Raw genomic sequence first — 19,386 nt, forward strand, 5'->3', positions numbered from 1 at the left:
ATGGCGACGAAAGGATAATGGATTTTGTTTTGTATGTTTTCTTCGGCATGGCCATATTCATTGCGTCTGTAATCACGCTATCCCTGTATTTGCTTATACGAAAAAGATGATTCTGGGCAGCGACGCTGCCCTTCCTTTTATCACATCACGCGCTTAGTTCTGTATCCGCAACCGAAGATATCGCTTTTTGCCGCAGTAGTATGTTCATTCTATGAAAATGTTGTATAGTGATGGTTACTAATAATCACTTAACTTATAAGGAGGCCAATTATGCTGTACTGTGAAATTTTCAATGTTTCACATACATTTGGTGATCGCACCAGCTCAAGCGTTATCGGTATCGTGCTGCGATAACTTCCGCTTGAGCGAAGACACCAACCCCTGAAATCCCTTCTCTCGGGCTTACTGAGTTATCGTCAGCGATGTTTGACGAGGCATAAACATGCCTGTAACTCTTGGGTAAGCAACAATGAGCACTTTACTCACTGCACAATCTTTACGTGTTGATACGGCGTTTGGCACGCTATTCGACTCCCTCTCCTTTACGCTGAAAAAAGGCGACCGTATTGGCCTGCTGGGCGACAACGGCTGCGGCAAAAGTACGTTGCTGAAGGTGTTGGACGGCACAGACTCCCCTGCTGCCGGAACCGTCGCATTGGCCGGATACTGTCTGATGGCGCGCGTTGAGCAACACCTGCCAGAAGCCATTTATCCCCTGACCATGCTGGATGCCGTGCTGGCGCAACTGCCCGCGACTGAACGCGAGAGTCTGCACTGGAAAGCTGAAACGCTGCTGGCGGGTATGGGCTTTACACCGCAGGACATGGCCTTAACGTCGGCAACGCTGAGCGGCGGGCAGCACACGCGTCTTCTGCTGGCGCGGGCGCTGATCGGCGATCCGGATCTGTTACTGCTGGACGAACCGAGTAACCACCTCGATTTGCCGACCCTGCTCTGGCTGGAACAGTTTTTACAGAACTGGTCCGGCAGCTTTGTGCTGGTCTCACACGACAGGCAACTATTGGATGCCGTCACCAACGGCAGCTGGATCCTGCGCGATAAGATGTTGCACTACTTCGCCCTTCCCTGCACCGCCGCGCGTCAGGCGCTGGTAGCCAAAGACGAAAGTGATGCGCTGCGGCATAAGGCGGAGCAAAAGGAGATTGACCGCGTAACCGCCAGTGCCAGACGGCTGGCCACCTGGGGCAAGGTCTACGATAACGAAGATCTGGCCCGCAAAGCCAAACAGATGGAAAAGCAGGTCGAACGGCTTAAGGAGAGTCAGACAGAGCTCACCGCAGGCAGTCCGTGGACATTAACCCTGCGCGGTGACGCCCTGCGGGCAGACCGGCTACTGGAGATGGAAAACCTAAGCGTAGCGCCTGAGCCTGGCCTGTCTGAGCTGTTTCACGTCGACATTGCGCGGCTTAGAAGTGGCGATCGCGTGGCTATCGTCGGGCGTAATGGCTGCGGCAAATCATCACTGATGAAGCTTATCTGGCGGCATTTCACAGGTGAACCTTCAGAGACTGGCCTGAAACTTCATCCTCGCGTGTCGCCAGGCTATTACGATCAGACGCTGAATCAGCTTTCGGAGGAGGCAACAATCTTTGACGCGCTGGAGCCTTTCGCGCCAGATCCGCAGACCCGTAAAATGGCCCTCATCAGTGCCGGGTTCCCGTGGGCGCGACACGGACAAAAAGTCAGTACGCTGAGCGGTGGGGAACGTTCGCGCCTGCTGTTCATCGGCCTGACGCTTGCTCGCTATAGCCTTCTGATGCTGGATGAGCCAACCAACCACCTGGACATGGAAGGCAAAGAGGCGCTGGCGGAAACACTGCAAAAGTTTGAAGGCGGAGTGCTGCTGGTGAGCCACGATCGTCAGTTAATTAGCCAGAGCTGTAACCGCTACTGGCTGATTGAGGACGGCAGGCTTAGCGAATGGCACGATGCGGAGGCGGTGTTTGAGCGCCTGCGTGCGGGCACCGGTCCGGTGGTGCCTGGGGCATCGAAGACTGCATCGAAGGCACCACCTTCAGCGTCTGACGATCTGCTCGAACGCCTGGTTGCCCTGGAAACGCTGCTGGAAGAGGATTTGGCGCGCAAGCCAAAACACCAAAAACCGCAGTTGCAGGCGCAATGGCGAAGAGAGATTGAGGAGATAGAAGCCCAACTATAAATCTGTACCCGGCGGTCATTACGCCGGGTTTTTTACGTTAGCGTTTTCCCCTACTGATTATTAGAGGATCACCGTATTCTTAATCTGAAACTGAATTAATTGATGACATTATGTTGCGGTTGCCTTGCAATACAGCGCCAAAGTATTAATCCTTAATGGGTATTACACCTGCTATGCAGATACTCATTAGTAAAAGGAGAAACACATGAAGGCTGCTGTTGTCACTCAGGATCATCAGGTTAACGTTACAGAGAAAACCTTACGCGCGCTCAAACATGGTGAAGCGCTGCTGAAGATGGAGTGCTGTGGCGTGTGCCATACCGATCTCCATGTTAAAAATGGCGATTTTGGCGACAAGACCGGGGTGATCCTCGGCCATGAAGGGATTGGTATTGTCAAAGAAATTGGTCCGGGCGTCACGTCACTGAAAGTTGGCGATCGTGCAAGCGTGGCGTGGTTCTTCGAAGGCTGTGGCCACTGTGAATATTGTAATACCGGCAACGAAACTCTGTGCCGTGACGTAAAAAACGCGGGTTACTCCGTCGACGGCGGCATGGCGGAAGAGTGCATCGTGACCGCGGATTACGCGGTTAAAGTCCCGGAGGGGCTGGACTCTGCGGCGGCCAGCAGCATCACCTGCGCCGGTGTCACCACCTACAAAGCGGTAAAAGTCTCTGAGATCAAACCCGGCCAGTGGATTGCGATCTATGGCCTGGGCGGTCTGGGCAACCTCGCACTGCAATACGCCAAAAATGTCTTTAATGCGAAAGTTATCGCCATTGACGTGAATGACGAGCAGTTGAAGCTCGCTGCCAGCATGGGCGCAGACTTAACCGTGAACTCCCGCAGTGAAGATGCGGCAAAAGTGATTCAGGAGAAAACCGGCGGCGCACATGCGGCAGTGGTGACGGCGGTAGCGAAAGCGGCCTTCAACTCTGCCGTTGATGCAGTTCGCGCCGGAGGCCGCGTGGTGGCTGTTGGCCTGCCGCCGGAAGCGATGAGCCTGGATATTCCACGTCTGGTCCTGGATGGGATTCAGGTGGTGGGCTCTCTGGTGGGTACTCGTCAGGATCTGCTCGAAGCCTTCCAGTTTGCGGCTGAAGGTAAGGTGGTTCCGAAAGTCACGCTGCGCCCACTGGAAGATATCAACGCCATCTTTAAAGAGATGGAACAGGGCCAGATCCGTGGCCGTATGGTGATTGATTTACGTTCTTAACCGCGGTGGCCGGGTAGCGGGTTTGCCCTGCCCGGCCTGTCACGTAGACGAACGGCGATCGGAAATCCACTCCTGAACCTCGATCTGGAACGTGTCCGGCGCTTTTCGATACATCTTCCGCGCCAGATCCAGGATGGTATGGCGTCCTAACTCCTCTTCCATCCGCTGCTGCGCGCTGTCCATAACCGATCGCACCCCGCACGGTCCGTCACAGACCCAGGCCGGTGGCGTTTCATCAAATACCGCCAGGCGCTGACGCACTTCCCGACATTCGAACATATTCTTATCGCCGTCGATGGCGTGCGCCACGTCCAGCACGCTGATCAGCTCTGCCGGACGCGCCAGCCGGAATCCTCCCCCCTTGCCTTCGGTGCTGATAACCAGCCCCGCGCGTGACAAACGAGTGAAAATCTTCCCAAGATAGTCGTACGGTACGCCCTGCAAGGCCGCCATCTCCCGGACGCTCATCTCACGCTCATTGCCTTTTGCATCCACCATACACATCAGGCTATGAATGCCATATTCCACACCAGAACTGTAAAACGCCATGGCTCACTCCGGGTCATTGTTCGCTGCATTATAACGAATTTTAACTCAGAAAGAAGTTGTCGCAGTTAACTCCGACAAGTATAGTGGCAGTTATGTCAGACACACAGCCTGACGAACAAAAGGATCGAGTATGAAAAAGCAGATTTTAATTGTGGGTAGTGGGTTTTCCGGTATGTGGGCTGCGGTCAGCGCCGCGCGTCTTTCTGCTCTGGAAGGTAATAATAGCCTCAGCATTGCCGTGCTGGCCCCGGTGCCGGAACTGCGCGTTCGTCCACGTTTTTATGAAGAGAACGTGTCGACGATGGTCGCGCCACTGACCGAACTGTTTGCTGAACTGGGTATTGCCTTTATTTCGGGCGAAGCACAACGTATTGATACCTCTTCTAAAACCGTTTTGTATCGCGATTCAAACGGCGCCATTGCCGAAGTCAACTGGGAACGTCTGATCCTCGCAACCGGTAGCCAGACTAAACGTCCGCCGATTGCCGGTCTGACTGAATACGCATTTGATATCGACCAACTCGACTCCGCCAGGTTGTTCGAGCAACATCTTGATTCGCTGGTTTCGCGCCCCTCCACCCCAGAACGCAATACCGTGGTCGTGTGTGGCGGCGGTTTTACCGGCATTGAGCTGGCAACGGAACTCCCTGCTCGTCTTCGCACCCGCTTCGGTGTAAATACAAAGACTAAAGTAATCGTAGTTGAAAGGGGTGAAACCATTGGCGGGCGTTACAGCGAAGCGCTGCGTAACACCATTGAAGAAGCAAGCAACGCGCTGGACGTTGAATGGCGTTTAAACAGTGAAATTGAAGCTATTGATGCCAGCGGCGTGACGCTGAAAAACGGAGAGCGCATTGCCAGCGCGACTGTAGTGTGGACGGCAGGGGTAGAAGCTAACCCCCTCAGTCTGCAAATTGACGGGGAACGCGACACTCAGGGACGCCTTATCGTCACCGACACGTTGCAGATCCCTGCGCATCCGGAGGTTTACGCGACGGGTGATATGGCGCACGCCAAAACGGACGATGCGGGCAACACGGCACTGATGACCTGCCAGCACGCGATCCAGCTGGGGAAATTCGCCGGACATAACGCAGCTGCCAGCCTGTTAAATCTGGAGCCGTACCCTTACCGTCAGGTGAATTACGTCACCTGTCTGGATCTGGGTGGCTGGGGCGCGGTGTACACCGAGGGCTGGGAACAGCGTGTTAAATCCGTGCGCGAGGAAGGCAAAAAGATCAAAGTCGCCATCACCAACGAACTGATTTACCCGCCAGCAGCAGACAAAGCAGTCGCATTTGCCGCCGCTGACCCGCTGGCGAAATTCGTGTAGTCCCCTCCTGTGCCCGCGACCAGCGGGCAAAGCGTGAAATCAGGCCAGCGCTCCTGCGTTGGCCTGACGCTTTTTGGCACATAAAAAACCGTACATCAACAGAGAGGTCATTGCTGAGAAGGATAAGATCACTGCCGGAAGCGTGACATAGCTCCAGCTAAAGCCGAGCGTAATCATCATTCCACCGAAATACGCGCCTATTGCGCTGCCGAGGTTAAACGCCATTTGCCCGCCTGCGGCGCCCAGCATCTCGCCGCCTTTCGCATTTTGCAGCAGCAGTATTTGCAGCGGCGCAGAGAGCGCAAACAGCCCGGCGCAGCAAACAAATCCCATTACCAGTGAAGCTGTTTTAAGCTCGCCAAACGCGAACAGTAACAGCAGCGAAGCCACAATCACCATGTCGGTGGTGGCAGCAATGCGCAGCGGGCTAAAGCGCGACGACAGCTTGCCGCTGAAGACATTACCCAGCACCATGCCCAGCCCCATCAGCATCATGATCGCGGTCATGACGCCCTCGGAAAAGCCTGACACGTTGACCATAAACGGCTTCACGAAGCTAAACCAGGCAAACACCCCGGCATTGCCAAACATCGTTGCGGCAAAAATTAGCCACGGTTCCGGTTTTTTCAGGAAGTGGAATTGTTCTGTCAGCCGGGTGGTTGTCGTGTCGTGAATGTCTGGCACCCACAGCAGAACAGAGAGGATCACCAGCGCATCAAAGACGGCAATCAAAAAGAAGGTGTAACGCCAGTTAAATTCATGTCCCAGCCAGGTCCCGAGCGGGACGCCAAGCAAATTGGCAACGGTCATCCCGGCAATCATCCCTGCTACAGCAACCGTCACCTTACCCGGTGGCGCAATTTTTGACAGGATTATCGCCCCCACACCGAAAATCGCGCCATGCGGGAAACCAGAGATTAAGCGCCCCGCCGCCAGCCCCATGTAGGTGTCAGAGAAGGTAAAGAGCGCGTTACCGACGACGCACATCGCCACCAGAAACAGCAGCGTTGTTTTCAGCGAAAATTTACTGGAGAACAGCGCCACAATCGGCGCGCCGATCACTACGCCAAAAGCGTAAAACGAAATCATATTTCCGGCGGAGGGAATCGAAATGCCCGTATCATGAGCCAGTTCTGTCAGCACGCCCATGATGCCAAATTCAGCCATCCCCAGGCCAAAGGTAGCCAGTGCTAACGAAAAAATTGTTTTTTTCATACCGCGACCACTGTTAAAAAATACGCAGCGTGCATTATTGATTAAACTTGTATGGTGAACCAGTTCAAATCAGCTTTCTGACACATTAATCCATTCATTCAGGCCGATTACACGCTTAGTACGGCCTCGATCCCGCGACCGGACCCATAGGGAGACCCGCCATGGTCAGTAAGAAGAAAACCCGTGTTGTTGATGATGTCGTTAAAAACGCGCCGCTCAAAACCAAAGCGTACGAGCAAGAGCTTCGCCGCCTCCATGTTGAACTGGTTAAGCTCCAGCAATGGGTGGTCGCCAAAGGGTTAAAGGTCTGTATTGTTTTTGAAGGGCGAGACGGCGCGGGTAAAGGCGGCGCCATCAAAGCCATCACCGAACGCGTCAGCCCCCGGGTGTTTCGCGTTGTTGCGTTACCGGCCCCCACCGATAAAGAGAAAAGTCAGCTCTATTTTCAGCGTTACGTTCCCCATCTGCCCTCTGCCGGTGAAATCGTCATTTTTGACCGGAGCTGGTACAACCGCGCAGGCGTGGAAAGAGTAATGGGTTTCTGTACCGAAGAGCAGGCCGACAAATTTCTTGATGGAACGCCGGTAATGGAAAAAGCGATGGTCGATGCCGGGATCATATTGTTGAAATACTGGCTTGAAGTAACGCCAAAAGAGCAGGAACGCCGCCTGCGCGATCGCATTAATGATGGTCGCAAGATCTGGAAGCTGTCTCCAATGGACATAAAATCTTTCAATCTGTGGGATGAATATACCCTCGCCCGTGATGCGATGTTTAAAGCGACCGACACCGCCTGGGCGCCGTGGTTTGTGGCGCGCTCAGAAGATAAAAAACGGGTTCGGTTGAATATTATTTCGCATCTGCTTTCACAGATCCCCTATAAAGAAATTCACGTTGACAAGGTGGATTTACCGAAACGCAAGATCGGCAAAGTGAAGCCAACAAAATATCCCTTCCGGTATATTGCAGAGCGGTTTTGATATTACTGGAAGACGGCTCGCATAATGTAGATTACCAGGGGAAACAGTATTGTTTTTTGTTGGCTGCGGTTGATAATGACCGCACCAACAAAGGAGAAAACATGAAACCGAACCGCACAGAAAGATGTGCTACGACAGAGCGCCCTACGGGGAATAGACCTCGCCCACTCTCTACAGCAGGAGAGCTCAAGCGGCAGCGTCAACAGGATCAAGGATTTATTAAAGCAATGAATGAATTAACGGCCAAAGCCGGGCTATTATCGGATGACCCTTATTTCGGAGGGCTTTGATGTGTTTTCAGTTTGACGTTTACCGCAATCCATCAAACAGAACGTGTGAATATCAACCCTATTTTATGATTATTCAGCACGATTATTATGACGACTTATCAACGAGACTTATTGTCCCGTTAAGCTATCACAATCATTTAAGAGGATATTCAAACGCTGCAACGCCACTGGTGAACCTTGAATTCCAGACATATTTTCTTAATACAGCCAACATCACACACGTGGAGACAAAAAAACTTAATAATAAGGATTATGTATGTAATCTGCGCAGTGCAAGAAGCAGTGTTCTTGCAGGAATTGATGCGTTAATTACCAATACGTAGCTAAAAGCCGCGCAAGCGCAGCGCCGCCGGACAATGCCGACGGCGCGAGGTTTACTTCAACCCTTCCGAACTCTCTTTTTGCGCTTCAAGACGCTCAACGTCGCGGTACCAGCGCGGATGGTGCTTCTGCGCCCAGCGGCGGCTCACCTTCCCTTCAATCATGCCTTTAATCGATCCTTTCACCCAGAATGCCATATACATATGGATCAGAATGGCGTGGATCAGAATAATGGCCGAGGTCGCGTGGATCAGTAGCGCATAACGCACTACCTGAATCGGGAAATAGTGCGCAAAATACGGACGCCAGATGATCACCCCGGTCACCAGCAGCACAAAAATCATGCTCATGATGGTCCAGAACATCATCTTCTGCCCGGCGTTATATTTGCCCACCTTCGCGACTTTATGCTCGTTGCCTTTCAGAACCTCAACAATCCCTTTTAGCCACGGAATATCCTGCTTGTCAGGGATGTTGTGATGAACGAAACGTACAAACATAAACATCAGCACCACGAAAATCAGTACGCCGAAGAACGGATGCAGAATGCGCCCCATCTGCGGTGTCCCGAAGGTTTCCGTTAGCCACTGTAGCGTCGGGAAGAAGAACGAAATGCCGGATACCGCCACCAGGAAGAAGCAGATGACCACCGTCCAGTGACAGGCGCGATCGACAAATTTTGTGCGCACTATCATTTTCGACTTACTCATGATGCTCCTCCTCGTCGTCATCCACCTCTTTATTCGGCCCGATACCGATGTAGTGATAAATCAGCCCGGCAAAGGTGGCGATAAAGCCCGCCGCTGAGAGCGGCTTAAGCGCCCCTTTCCAGAGGTTGATTGAGGTATCGATCGCCGGATCTTTCGGCAGATTGTGATACAGCTCCGGCTGGTCATTGTGGTGCAGAACATACATGACGTGCGTACCGCCCACGCCCTGCGGGTTATAAATCCCGGCCTTGTCATAGCCGCGCGCTTTGAGCTTATCCACCCGCTGCTGCGCCACTTCCAGCATCTCTTTTTTGGTGCCGAAGTGGATAGCCCCGGTAGGACAGGTCTTCACGCAGGCAGGCTCCTGTCCGACGCTGACGCGATCGACACACAGCGTGCATTTATAGACCCGGTTATCTTCTTTATTGAGGCGCGGGATATTAAACGGACAGCCTGCGATGCAGTAGCCGCAGCCGATACAGTTATCCTGCTGGAAGTCGACGATCCCGTTGGCGTACTGAATAATTGCACCCGCAGACGGGCATGCCTTCAGGCAGCCCGGATCTTCACAGTGCATACAGCCGTCTTTACGGATTAGCCACTCCAGCTTGCCGTTCTGGTCGGTTTCGCTAAAGCGCATCACCGTCCAGGACTTGGCGCTCAGATCAGCCGGGTTATCGTAAACGCCAACGCAGTGCCCCACCTCGTCGCGGATATCGTTCCACTCCGAGCAGGCCACCTGGCAGGCCTTACAGCCCACGCAGGAGGAGACATCGATCAGCTTGGCGACTTCTGCCTTGTAGTCCCGCGCGCGAGGCGCGGGCGTTATCGGGTTGGTCGCGGAGCGTTTAATAATGTCTTGTGTTTCCATCGCCATTTAATCGCTCCTTACGCTTTCTCGATGTTGACCAGAAACGCTTTATACTCCGGCGTTTGCGAGTTGGAATCGCCGACGTTTGGCGTCAGGGTATTGGCGATGTAACCTTTCTGCGCCACCCCTTCAAAGCCCCAATGCAGCGGGATGCCGACGGTTTCTACTTGCTGGCCGTGTACGTTCAGACTTTGCAGACGACGGGTGACCACCGCTACCGCGCGAATAAAGCCGCGTTTGCTGCTCACCGTCACGCGATCGCCATTAGCAATGCCTTTCGCCTTCGCCAGCGTTTCGCTTATCTCCACAAACTGTTCCGGCTGCGCGATGGCGTTAAGCCGCGCATGTTTGGTCCAGGTATGGAAATGCTCGGTCAGGCGGTAGGTAGTTCCGACATACGGGAACTTGTCCTTTTTACCTAAACGCAGCACGTCATCTTCATAGATACGCACTACCGGGCTGGAAACTACGTTCGGGTGCAGCGGGTTAGTGCCGAGCGGCGTTTCCATCGGCTCGTAATGTTCCGGGAACGGCCCTTCCGCCAGCTTGTCGATGGCAAACAGACGTCCCAACCCTTCCGGCTGCATGATAAACGGCCCGGTGTTGCTGCCCGGTGCGGCGGTGTTGAAGTCCGGGATATCGTTCCCCGTCCACTTCGTGCCGTTCCACTCGATCAGCATGCGTTTCGGATCCCACGGCTTACCGTTCACGTCTGCCGAGGCACGGTTGTACAGTACGCGGCGGTTCAACGGCCACGCCCATGCCCAGCCCAGCGTGTTGCCCAGGCCTGACGGATCGGCGTTATCACGGTTGGCCATCTGGTTACCCTGCTCCGTCCAGCTGCCGGTGTAGATCCAGCAGGACGAGGCCGTGCTGCCGTCGTCACGCAACAGCGCGAAGCTATTGAGCAACTGGCCTTTCTTCGCCACCAGATTGCCGTTGGCATCGTACAGATCGGCCAGCGCCACGCCGTTGTTCTCTTTTGCCACCTCTTCAGACTCAGGATGATCCGGCTGCTTGTAGTTCCAGCTCATCTTCAGCAGCGGCTCAGCGCCTTTGCCGCCTTCGGTGCGGTACATTTCGCGCAGACGATGGTAAATCCCGGCCAGAATTTCGCCGTCATTACGCGCTTCACCCGGCGCATCCTGACCTTTCCAGTGCCACTGTAGCCAGCGGCCAGAGTTGGCAATAGAACCGTCCTCTTCCGCAAAGCAGGTCGATGGCAGTCGGAACACCTCGGTCTGAATGGATGCCGGATCGACATCGTTAGACTCGCCGTGGTTCTGCCAGAACGTAGACGTTTCGGTGACCAGCGGATCGATAACCACCATGTACTTCAGCTTGCTCAGGCTGCGAACGACTTTGTTTTTATCCGGGAATGACGCCACCGGGTTAAAGCCCTGGCAGATATACCCCGTGACGTCGCCCTTATCCATCATGTTGAAGTACTTGATGACATCGTAAGCCTGATCCCATTTCGGCAACCACTCAAAGCCCCAGTCATTCTCTTTCTGCGCCGCATCGCCGTAGAACGATTTCATCAGACTGACGGCAAACTTTGGGTAGTTACTCCAGTAGTTCACCTGGTCCGGACGCGTCGCTTTTGGCGTGTTGGCGTCAAGCCAGCTTTGCCAGTCGGTCTGCTTCTCCGACGGCAGGGTCAGGTAACCCGGCAGGCTAGTCGACAGCAGGCCGAGATCGGTTAAGCCCTGAATGTTGGAGTGTCCGCGCAGGGCGTTCACGCCGCCACCGGCCATCCCCATGTTGCCGAGCAGCAGCTGGATCATCGCCATGGTACGGATGTTCTGCGCGCCCACGGTATGCTGCGTCCAGCCCAGCGCGTACAGGAAGGTGGTTGTTCTGTCGGCGGCACTGGTGGAGGCCAGCACTTCACATACTTTCAGGAAGTCTGCTTTCGGCGTACCGCAGATGTTTTCCACCACGTCTGGCGTATAACGGGAAACATGCTGTTTCAGCAAGTTCCACACGCAGCGCGGATCGGTCAGGGTCTCATCGCGTTTCGCGTAGCCGTTTTCGTCGAACTGATAGTTCCAGGACGATTTATCGTACTGACGTTTCTCTGCGTCATAGCCGCTGAACAGGCCATCTTCGAAGGCGAAATCTTCCCGCACCAGCAGGCCGGCATTGGTGTAATGCTTAACGTATTCCGCGTTAATCTTATTGTTTTCGATCAGGTACAACAGCACGCCGGAAAGGAACGTAATATCCGTACCGGAGCGGATCGGCGCATAAATATCAGCCACCGATGCCGTACGCGTAAAGCGTGGATCGACGACAATCAGCGTCGCATCGTTGTTGTTTTTCGCTTCCATCGCCCAGCGGAATCCCACCGGATGGGCTTCAGCGGCGTTACCGCCCATCACCACCACGACGTTTGCGTTTTTGATATCAACCCAGTGGTTGGTCATCGCACCGCGACCAAATGTTGGAGCAAGACTTGCTACCGTTGGTCCGTGTCAGACGCGCGCCTGGTTATCAACCGCCAGCATGCCGAGGGAGCGCACAAATTTTTGCGTCAGCATGCCGGTCTCATTACTTGCCGCAGACGCACACAGCATCCCGGTGGAGGTCCAGCGGTTTACCGTAACGCCCTGCTCGTTCTTTTCAATAAAGTTGGCGTCGCGATCCGCTTTCATCAGTTTTGCAATACGTGAGAAGGCCTCGTCCCAGGAGATGCGCTGCCATTTATCAGAGCCCGGCGCACGATATTCCGGATAGCGCAGACGGTTTTCACTGTGGACGTAGTCCAGCAGCCCCGCCCCTTTCGGGCAAAGCGCCCCGCGGCTCACCGGATGGTCCGGGTCCCCTTCAATATGATAAATCGCTTCTTTGGCGTTCTTCGCGCCATCACCCAGGCTATACATTAATAGCCCACAACCCACGGAGCAGTATGTGCAGGTGTTACGGATCTCTTTCGCGCGCAGCAGTTTATAGTTGCGTGCCTGAGCCAGCGCCATTTTGGGAGCGAATCCCAGCATTGCGGCTGTTGTTCCGGCCATACCGCCCGCGCAGATTTTAAAAAATTGTCTGCGGCTGACGTCCATTGCTGTCCTCGTTATCTGATAAGACTTCGCGCCGCAAACTAACAGCAAAGCCCCTGTTTTTTTTGCGTCAAATCAAGGTCGCCGAACTTCGCCCCCTTAATAGTCACCGCCGGTATGATTTATTACTCCTTTCGGGTTAACCGCGAAACAGAAAATTCGCCTGGTGAATGGGTTAGATGCTATAAGTTTACCCTTTGATTTTTATGAGACTGGCAGGGTAATGGACAGAAAAAGAGCAACGCTGATTGGCCTGGTGGCCATACTGCTGTGGAGCACCATGGTGGGTCTCATCCGCAGCGTCAGTGAGGGACTTGGCCCGGTGGGGGGCGCAGCGATGATCTACACCGTCAGCGGATTATTGTGTCTGGCGACGGTAGGTTTCCCTGATATTAAACGGTTTTCGAAAGGCTATCTCATTGCGGGCAGCGTCCTGTTTGTCAGCTATGAAATGTGCCTTGCCCTGTCGCTTGGCTTTGCCGCGACGCGCTCGCAGGCAATTGAGGTGGGCATGGTCAATTATCTCTGGCCAAGCCTGACGATTGTGTTCGCCATTTTGTTCAACGGACAAAAATCCACCCTGTGGGTGATCCCCGGCTTAGCAATCTCCCTGCTGGGCGTGGGCTGGGTCTTAGGCGGCGAAAACGGGCTGCACGTTCACGACATCATGCTAAACATCGTTTCCAGCCCGCTGAGCTACGGGCTGGCATTTGCCGGTGCCTTTATCTGGGCCGCCTACTGCACCGTCACCAGCAGGTATGCCAGAGGGCAAAATGGCATTACTCTTTTCGTCCTGCTGACCGCCCTGAGCCTGTGGGTCAAATATGCCGTCAGCGATCAGCCCGAAATGGTATTCAGCGTGCCGGTAGTCGTGAAACTGTTGATGTGTGGTGTTGCCCTTGGCTTTGGCTACGCCGCCTGGAACATTGGGATCCTCCACGGTAACGTCACTGTGCTTGCGGCCGTCTCCTACTTCACCCCGGTACTCTCTGCCGCGCTGGCGGCTATTATGCTGAGCTCTCCGCTTTCATTCTCATTCTGGCAAGGGGCATTAATGGTTTGCGCCGGATCATTACTTTGCTGGTATGCCACCCGCTAATAGTATTTTAATTTTACCGGGCACGAATCATGCCCGGTAAAAATTAACATTATTTTAATATGTGATCACAGTAAAGAATATTATTTATAACATTCGTATGTATTTCTATTTCTGTATAGAGTACTCATAAAAAGTCAGATCCGTTGTGGAAATTGACATAAACTGACAACGCGTGTAATTAATTCAACCCCAATATTCCCGCGCTATATAGCACATAGTGCAATAGTTTATTTCTGGATGTTTCTTTTAAAAAGCAGTTGCTGGCTTCCGGATAAATCCACAACCCACTGTTTTAAAAGTCAATAACGCGCCCCATTCCTTGACATTATCTCCCAAGCCCTTTTATCTCCCTCTAAAAACAAAAACGCATGGCAACTATTTCCAGCCTTATTATCGTGTTTTGTTAATAATCAATTTATGTATATAAATTAACCTTATTGAGCGATTTAAGGGAAATTTATCGGATCAGGATCACACTAATTGAAATTATCTTTAATATTTTGAAACTTATTATTGAAAGCAGTCTACGGAATTTTAAAAATAGTCTGCCATTGACGATAAGCCTCGTTTAAAAATCGCTCAGGTGGCTTAGGAAATACCTAAATAAAATTATAAGGGTTAGTTAAGATGAAACTTAAATTAGTTGCAGTGGCAGTGACTTCCATGTTGGCGGCTGGCGTTGTTAACGCGGCTGAAGTTTTTAACAAAGACGGTAACAAACTGGATCTGTACGGCAAAGTTACTGGTCTGCACTATTTTTCTGATGATGCTGGTAGCGACGGCGACAAAACGTACGTTCGTCTGGGCTTCAAAGGTGAAACTCAGATCAACGATCAACTGACCGGATACGGCCAGTGGGAATATGAGTTCAAGGGCAACCGCTCTGAAGCTCAGGGTTCCGACGGCAACAAAACCCGTCTGGCCTTCGCTGGTCTGAAATTCGATGAATTCGGTTCCTTCGACTACGGTCGTAACTACGGTGTTGCTTATGACATCGGCGCATGGACTGACGTTCTGCCAGAGTTCGGTGGCGATACCTGGACGCAGACTGACGGCTTCATGACCGGTCGTACCACTGGCGTTGCCACCTACCGTAACACCGACTTCTTTGGTCTGGTTGACGGCCTGAACGTGGCTGCCCAGTACCAGGGTAAAAACGACCGTTCAGAGATCACCGAATCCAACGGTGACGGCTGGGGTCTGTCTTCTACCTATGAATTCGACGGCTTCGGTGTGGGTGCGACCTACGCGAAATCTGACCGTACTGACCGTCAGGTTCGTGCTGCAAGCAACCTGAACGCCGGTGGCGAAAACGCAGAAGTCTGGGCTGCTGGCCTGAAGTACGATGCGAACAACATCTACCTGGCAACCACCTACTCTGAAACCCGCAACATGACGGCGTTCGGTAGCGGTCACGTTGCCAACAAAGCACAGAACTTCGAAGTTGTGGCTCAGTACCAGTTTGACTTCGGTCTGCGTCCATCCATCGCTTACCTGAAATCCAAAGGTAAAGACATCGGTTCTTATGGCGACCAGGACCTGGTTGAATACGTTGACGTTGGCGCGAGCTACTACTTCAACAAAAACATGTCCACCTACGTTGATTACAAAATCAACCTCGTGGATGACAGCCAGTTCACCAAAGATGCCAAAGTGGCTACCGACAACATCGTGGCTGTAGGTCTGACCTACCAGTTCTAAGATGTGTTAGTTCAAAAGGCCAGCCCTCGCGGCTGGCCTTTTTTTTTACTGCTGCCCTCCGACCTTCGCCAGACTAAACCAGATCCCGATCGCCAGAATCATCAGCATGGCTCCCGCACTGCCCAGGGCCACGCTGTGCGAGGTGATGAACGCGGTTTTCGCCGCCGTCATCACCGGCTCGGCCAGTGACGGCGTCAGCTCCTGCGCGACCTTCATCGCTTCACCGATGGACGACGAGGCTTTATCGGTCAGCGACGCGCTCAGCCCCTGCGGCAGTACAATTGACGCCGAAAAGCTGCGGGTTAACAACAGACCGAAAATGGCGATCCCGAGACCAGCGCCCAGCTCGTAGGACATGGTTTCGATCGCGCCTGCCGCGGCCGCTTTCTCTTTCGGCGCGGCAGCCATGATCGCTGACGTCGATGCCAGCAGTGCGCTGGCGGCACTGAAGCCCAGCAGCACCATCAGGCTCCACGCCTGCCACTGTTGGGTGCTGAAATCGAGCGTCGACAGGCCGATAAAACTGATCGCGCTTAGCCCCATGCCTCCGGCCGCGACAATGCGCAGCCCCAGACGCCCGACCAGCACACCCGCGATCGGCCCGCTAAATCCGCTCGCCACCATCACCGGCAGCATAAATATCCCTGCTTCAAACGGCGTAAAACCATGCACGAACTGCAACTCCTGCGCCATCAGCAGTTCAAAGCCCACCAGCGCAATCATGGCGGTCATTGCCATGACCACGCCGCTTAAAATAATGCGATGGCAAAACAGACGCATGTCGATCATTGGCACGCGCGCGCGCAGCTGGATACGGACGAAGATAAACAGCATCATCGCCCCGGTAAGCAGCGTAGAGGCCACCATCCACGGCGGCAGCACCCCTTTCAGGGCGGTTTTGGCGCTGTAGACCAGCAGTAAAATGGCGACAATCAGCATAATGGCATGGCTGATATTGAGCGGCTGCTCGGGCCGACCCTGCTGAGCAGGCACAAAGCGCGCAGCAAGCGAAACCACGATCAGCACGATCGGCACGTTAATCAGGAAGACCGAACCCCAGTAAAAGTGCTCCAGCAGCATGCCGCCAATCAGCGGGCCAAACGCCGCGCCGCCCGACCCAACGGCAGCCCAGACGCCAAGGGCGATGTTACGGTGCCGCACGTCAATAAACAGCGTGCGGATCCCTGCAAGCGTAGCCGGAATGATCATCGCCGCGCCAATCGCCAGCGACGCGCGGGCGGCAATCAGCCAGCCCGCGGACGGCGCAAAAGCCGCCGCTAACGATGACAGGCCAAACAGCACGCTGCCGATCATCAGCAGGCGCTTAAAACCTATGCGATCGCCCAGCGCCCCCATCGGCAGCACCATCCCCGCCATCACCAGCGAGTAAATATCAATAATCCACAGCAATTCGTTGCCGCTGGCACCCAGCGTCATGCTCAATGTTGGCGCCGCCACGTGCAGCACCGTCGCGTCAATCGCCACCGGGATATACACCAGCACGATAATCACTAACGCTAACCACTGACGAAACATAAATTTCCTTTTCAGTTAAAAACTGGACACATGTCCAGATTGCGATCCTACGTAAAGTTGAACACTTGTCCAGCTCTTTGTTACACTCGTTTCGTTGCCATTGAGAGTGAGAAATTATGCGTTATCTGAGCAAGGACGAGCGGCGGGAAGAGATCCTACAGGCCGCAATGCGCGTGGCGCTGACCGAAGGATTCGCTGCGATGACCGTGCGCCGAATCGCTACCGAAGCGGGCGTCGCCACCGGGCAGGTGCATCACCACTTTGCGTCGGCGGGCGAGCTTAAATCGCTGGCGTTTGTCAGGCTGATCCGCGATTTGCTGGATGCTGAAATCGTTGGCGAAAACGCAGGCTGGCGCGAGCGCCTGCATGCCATGCTCGGCAGCGATGACGGCGGGTTTGAGCCCTACATTCGGCTGTGGCGGGAGGCGCAAATTCTCGCCAGCCGGGATAGCGACATCAAAAGCGCCTACGTTTTGACCATGGAGATGTGGCACCAGGAAACGGTCGCAATTATCCGCGCCGGTGCGGAGGCCAACGCCTTTACGCTTGCTGATCAGCCGGAAAATATCGCCTGGCGTTTAATTGGTCTGGTATGTGGCCTGGATGGCATATACGTCTTAAATATGCCTGAAATGGACGACGCGGCATTTAATAAGCATCTGGATAAACTTATCTCCCTCGAATTGTTTTAATACTCCCATCGGAGTATTAATTTCCGCAAATAGTTACAATTAGTAACACATAAAGCGAACCCTGATTCCCATTCCAAACTCAGGGATTCGCTTTTTTATCTATCCTTTCAGATGTATCCCATAACATCCTATAAATTTCATACGCCACTGACAGGTATCTTTCTGTTTTTCCTTCTTTTTTCTCTCCACTTCGGTAAGCAAGAGGGTGATATGTCACATCAAAGCGAGAAGAGTAATCAGCATCTGTTGAGTAACTGGAAACCGGAAAACGCGCAATTTTGGGAGAATAAAGGGAAACATATCGCACGAAGAAACCTGTGGATTTCCGTGGCGTGTTTGCTGCTCGCATTTTGTGTCTGGATGTTGTTTAGCGCTATTGCGGTAAATCTTAATAAGGTCGGATTTAATTTCAGCACCGATCAGCTTTTTATGCTAACGGCATTACCTTCTCTCTCCGGCGCGATATTGCGTGTCCCCTACTCTTTTATGGTACCGATATTTGGCGGACGTTACTGGACCGTGTTAAGCACCGTTATCCTGGTCGTACCCAGTGTCTGGCTTGGGATCGCCATCCAGAATACCGCCACGCCCTATTGGATCTTCATCATCATCGCACTGCTGTGCGGTTTTGCCGGTGCCAACTTCGCTTCCAGCATGGGAAACATCAGCTTCTTCTTCCCGAAAGCCAGACAGGGTAGCGCACTGGGCATTAACGGCGGGCTGGGTAACCTGGGCGTGAGTGTGATGCAGCTGGTTGCGCCGCTGGTGATTTTCCTGCCGATGTTTACCTTCCTCGGCGTGCACGGCGTACCGCAGGAGGATGGCTCGACGATGTGGCTGGCGAACGCGGCGTGGATCTGGGCGCCGCTGCTGATTCTGGCCACCATTGCGGCGTTTTTTGGCATGAATGACATCGCCAGCTCGAAAGCGTCCATTGCCAGCCAGCTTCCGGTGCTTAAGCGCTTTCATCTCTGGCTGCTGAGCCTGCTTTATCTGGCAACCTTCGGCTCGTTTATCGGTTTCTCGGCAGGCTTTGCCATGCTGTCGAAAACCCAGTTTCCGGACGTTAATATCCTCCACCTCGCCTTCTTTGGCCCACTGATCGGCGCCCTGGCGCGTTCGGCTGGCGGGATGATTTCAGACAGGCTGGGCGGCGTAAGGGTGACGCTGATCAACTTCGTCTTTATGGCCATCTTTAGCGCCCTGATTTTCTTGACGCTCCCCGGGTCTGGTTCAGGCAGCTTTATCGCCTTCTATCTGGTCTTTATGGGCCTGTTTCTGACCGCAGGCCTGGGTAGCGGCTCGACCTTCCAGATGATCGCGATTATCTTTCGCCAAATCACCCTCGACCGCGTGAAAAAACAGGGCGGGAGCGATGAACAGGCACAGCATGAAGCGGTGACCGAAACGGCTGCGGCGCTGGGCTTTATCTCTGCCATCGGTGCGGTGGGCGGGTTCTTTATTCCCAAAGCCTTTGGCACCTCCCTGGCGATGACCGGTTCCCCGGTGGGCGCCATGAAAGTCTTCCTCGTGTTTTACATCGTCTGCGTGCTCGTTACCTGGCTGGTGTACGGCCGCAAATCCTCACAAAAATAATAACTACCTCTTCGCCGGAGCGTGATGCCTCACCCT

Annotated in this window: 16 protein-coding genes; 10 read left to right on the forward strand and 6 right to left on the reverse strand. The window is 53.7% G+C overall.

All coding sequences use genetic code 11. The features are described from left to right. Positions 1–469: 469 nt before the first annotated feature. On the forward strand, positions 470–2,179 hold the full coding sequence (locus L2Y28_RS11210) for an ABC-F family ATP-binding cassette domain-containing protein (RefSeq protein ID WP_022648198.1): 1,710 nt from the start codon (positions 470–472) through the stop codon (positions 2,177–2,179). 205 nt (positions 2,180–2,384) lie between these two features. Then, positions 2,385–3,395, forward strand: coding sequence for an alcohol dehydrogenase AdhP (gene adhP, locus L2Y28_RS11215; protein WP_022648199.1), 1,011 nt, complete (start codon positions 2,385–2,387; stop codon positions 3,393–3,395). Between the two features lie 39 nt (positions 3,396–3,434). Here the strand turns inward: adhP and L2Y28_RS11220 are convergent, their stop codons facing one another. Further along, positions 3,435–3,944 (reverse strand): Rrf2 family transcriptional regulator, encoded by a 510-nt coding sequence (locus L2Y28_RS11220; protein WP_022648200.1) that lies wholly within the window; start codon positions 3,942–3,944, stop codon positions 3,435–3,437. Positions 3,945–4,074: 130 nt separating this feature from the next. Here L2Y28_RS11220 and L2Y28_RS11225 point away from each other — a divergent pair, with 130 nt between their 5' ends. Continuing rightward, entirely contained in the window at positions 4,075–5,277 is a 1,203-nt protein-coding gene (locus L2Y28_RS11225; RefSeq protein ID WP_022648201.1) for an NAD(P)/FAD-dependent oxidoreductase, read from the forward strand. 39 nt (positions 5,278–5,316) lie between these two features. Here L2Y28_RS11225 and araJ read toward each other — a convergent pair whose 3' ends face one another. After that, the gene (araJ, locus tag L2Y28_RS11230; protein WP_022648202.1) at positions 5,317–6,492 is read right to left on the reverse strand and encodes an MFS transporter AraJ; all 1,176 of its coding nucleotides are present in this window, start codon (positions 6,490–6,492) and stop codon (positions 5,317–5,319) included. 161 nt (positions 6,493–6,653) lie between these two features. On the opposite strand from araJ, the gene ppk2 reads away from it, so the two are divergent. The 3 genes from ppk2 (at position 6,654) to L2Y28_RS11245 (ending at position 8,085) form a co-directional block, all read left to right on the forward strand. Then, positions 6,654–7,472: a polyphosphate kinase 2 gene (gene ppk2, locus L2Y28_RS11235; RefSeq protein WP_022648203.1), complete on the forward strand. Its 819-nt coding sequence runs from the start codon at positions 6,654–6,656 to the stop codon at positions 7,470–7,472. After that, complete coding sequence (locus L2Y28_RS11240) at positions 7,469–7,762, forward strand: hypothetical protein (protein WP_126514228.1); 294 nt, start codon at positions 7,469–7,471, stop codon at positions 7,760–7,762. Before ppk2 ends, L2Y28_RS11240 begins: the two co-directional genes overlap by 4 nt. A 65-nt stretch (positions 7,763–7,827) precedes the next feature. Further along, positions 7,828–8,085 (forward strand): CcdB family protein, encoded by a 258-nt coding sequence (locus tag L2Y28_RS11245; protein WP_230259600.1) that lies wholly within the window; start codon positions 7,828–7,830, stop codon positions 8,083–8,085. Between the two features lie 51 nt (positions 8,086–8,136). Here the strand turns inward: L2Y28_RS11245 and fdnI are convergent, their stop codons facing one another. From fdnI to fdnG, 3 genes are read right to left on the reverse strand one after another with little or no spacing between them, the layout of a single operon-like run. Next, complete coding sequence (gene fdnI, locus L2Y28_RS11250; RefSeq protein ID WP_003857050.1) at positions 8,137–8,793, reverse strand: formate dehydrogenase-N subunit gamma; 657 nt, start codon at positions 8,791–8,793, stop codon at positions 8,137–8,139. After that, positions 8,786–9,670, reverse strand: a complete 885-nt coding sequence (gene fdxH, locus L2Y28_RS11255) for a formate dehydrogenase subunit beta (protein ID WP_003857048.1) — start codon at positions 9,668–9,670, stop codon at positions 8,786–8,788. Before fdxH ends, fdnI begins: the two co-directional genes overlap by 8 nt. An 11-nt stretch (positions 9,671–9,681) precedes the next feature. Then, positions 9,682–12,729 carry a formate dehydrogenase-N subunit alpha gene (gene fdnG / locus L2Y28_RS11260; protein ID WP_088263182.1) on the reverse strand — a complete coding sequence of 1,016 codons (3,048 nt, stop codon included), beginning with the start codon at positions 12,727–12,729 and terminating at the stop codon, positions 9,682–9,684. A gap of 220 nt (positions 12,730–12,949) precedes the next feature. On the opposite strand from fdnG, the gene yddG reads away from it, so the two are divergent. Both yddG and ompC read left to right on the forward strand, forming a co-directional pair. Next, the gene (gene yddG, locus L2Y28_RS11265) at positions 12,950–13,825 is read left to right on the forward strand and encodes an aromatic amino acid DMT transporter YddG (protein ID WP_022648206.1); all 876 of its coding nucleotides are present in this window, start codon (positions 12,950–12,952) and stop codon (positions 13,823–13,825) included. A 627-nt stretch (positions 13,826–14,452) separates the two neighbouring features. Next, positions 14,453–15,526, forward strand: a complete 1,074-nt coding sequence (gene ompC, locus L2Y28_RS11270) for a porin OmpC (protein WP_022648207.1) — start codon at positions 14,453–14,455, stop codon at positions 15,524–15,526. Positions 15,527–15,571: 45 nt separating this feature from the next. On the opposite strand, the gene L2Y28_RS11275 is transcribed toward ompC, so the two are convergent. Beyond that, positions 15,572–17,062 carry an MFS transporter gene (locus L2Y28_RS11275; protein WP_022648208.1) on the reverse strand — a complete coding sequence of 497 codons (1,491 nt, stop codon included), beginning with the start codon at positions 17,060–17,062 and terminating at the stop codon, positions 15,572–15,574. 116 nt (positions 17,063–17,178) lie between these two features. Here L2Y28_RS11275 and L2Y28_RS11280 point away from each other — a divergent pair, with 116 nt between their 5' ends. Both L2Y28_RS11280 and L2Y28_RS11285 read left to right on the forward strand, forming a co-directional pair. Then, the gene (locus tag L2Y28_RS11280; protein WP_022648209.1) at positions 17,179–17,754 is read left to right on the forward strand and encodes a TetR family transcriptional regulator; all 576 of its coding nucleotides are present in this window, start codon (positions 17,179–17,181) and stop codon (positions 17,752–17,754) included. Between the two features lie 210 nt (positions 17,755–17,964). Beyond that, positions 17,965–19,350 (forward strand): NarK family nitrate/nitrite MFS transporter, encoded by a 1,386-nt coding sequence (locus L2Y28_RS11285; RefSeq protein ID WP_022648210.1) that lies wholly within the window; start codon positions 17,965–17,967, stop codon positions 19,348–19,350. Positions 19,351–19,386: the final 36 nt, after the last annotated feature.

It is taken from the genome of Enterobacter sp. JH25 (genome assembly GCF_021725435.1).
Taxonomy (GTDB): domain Bacteria; phylum Pseudomonadota; class Gammaproteobacteria; order Enterobacterales; family Enterobacteriaceae; genus Enterobacter; species Enterobacter intestinihominis.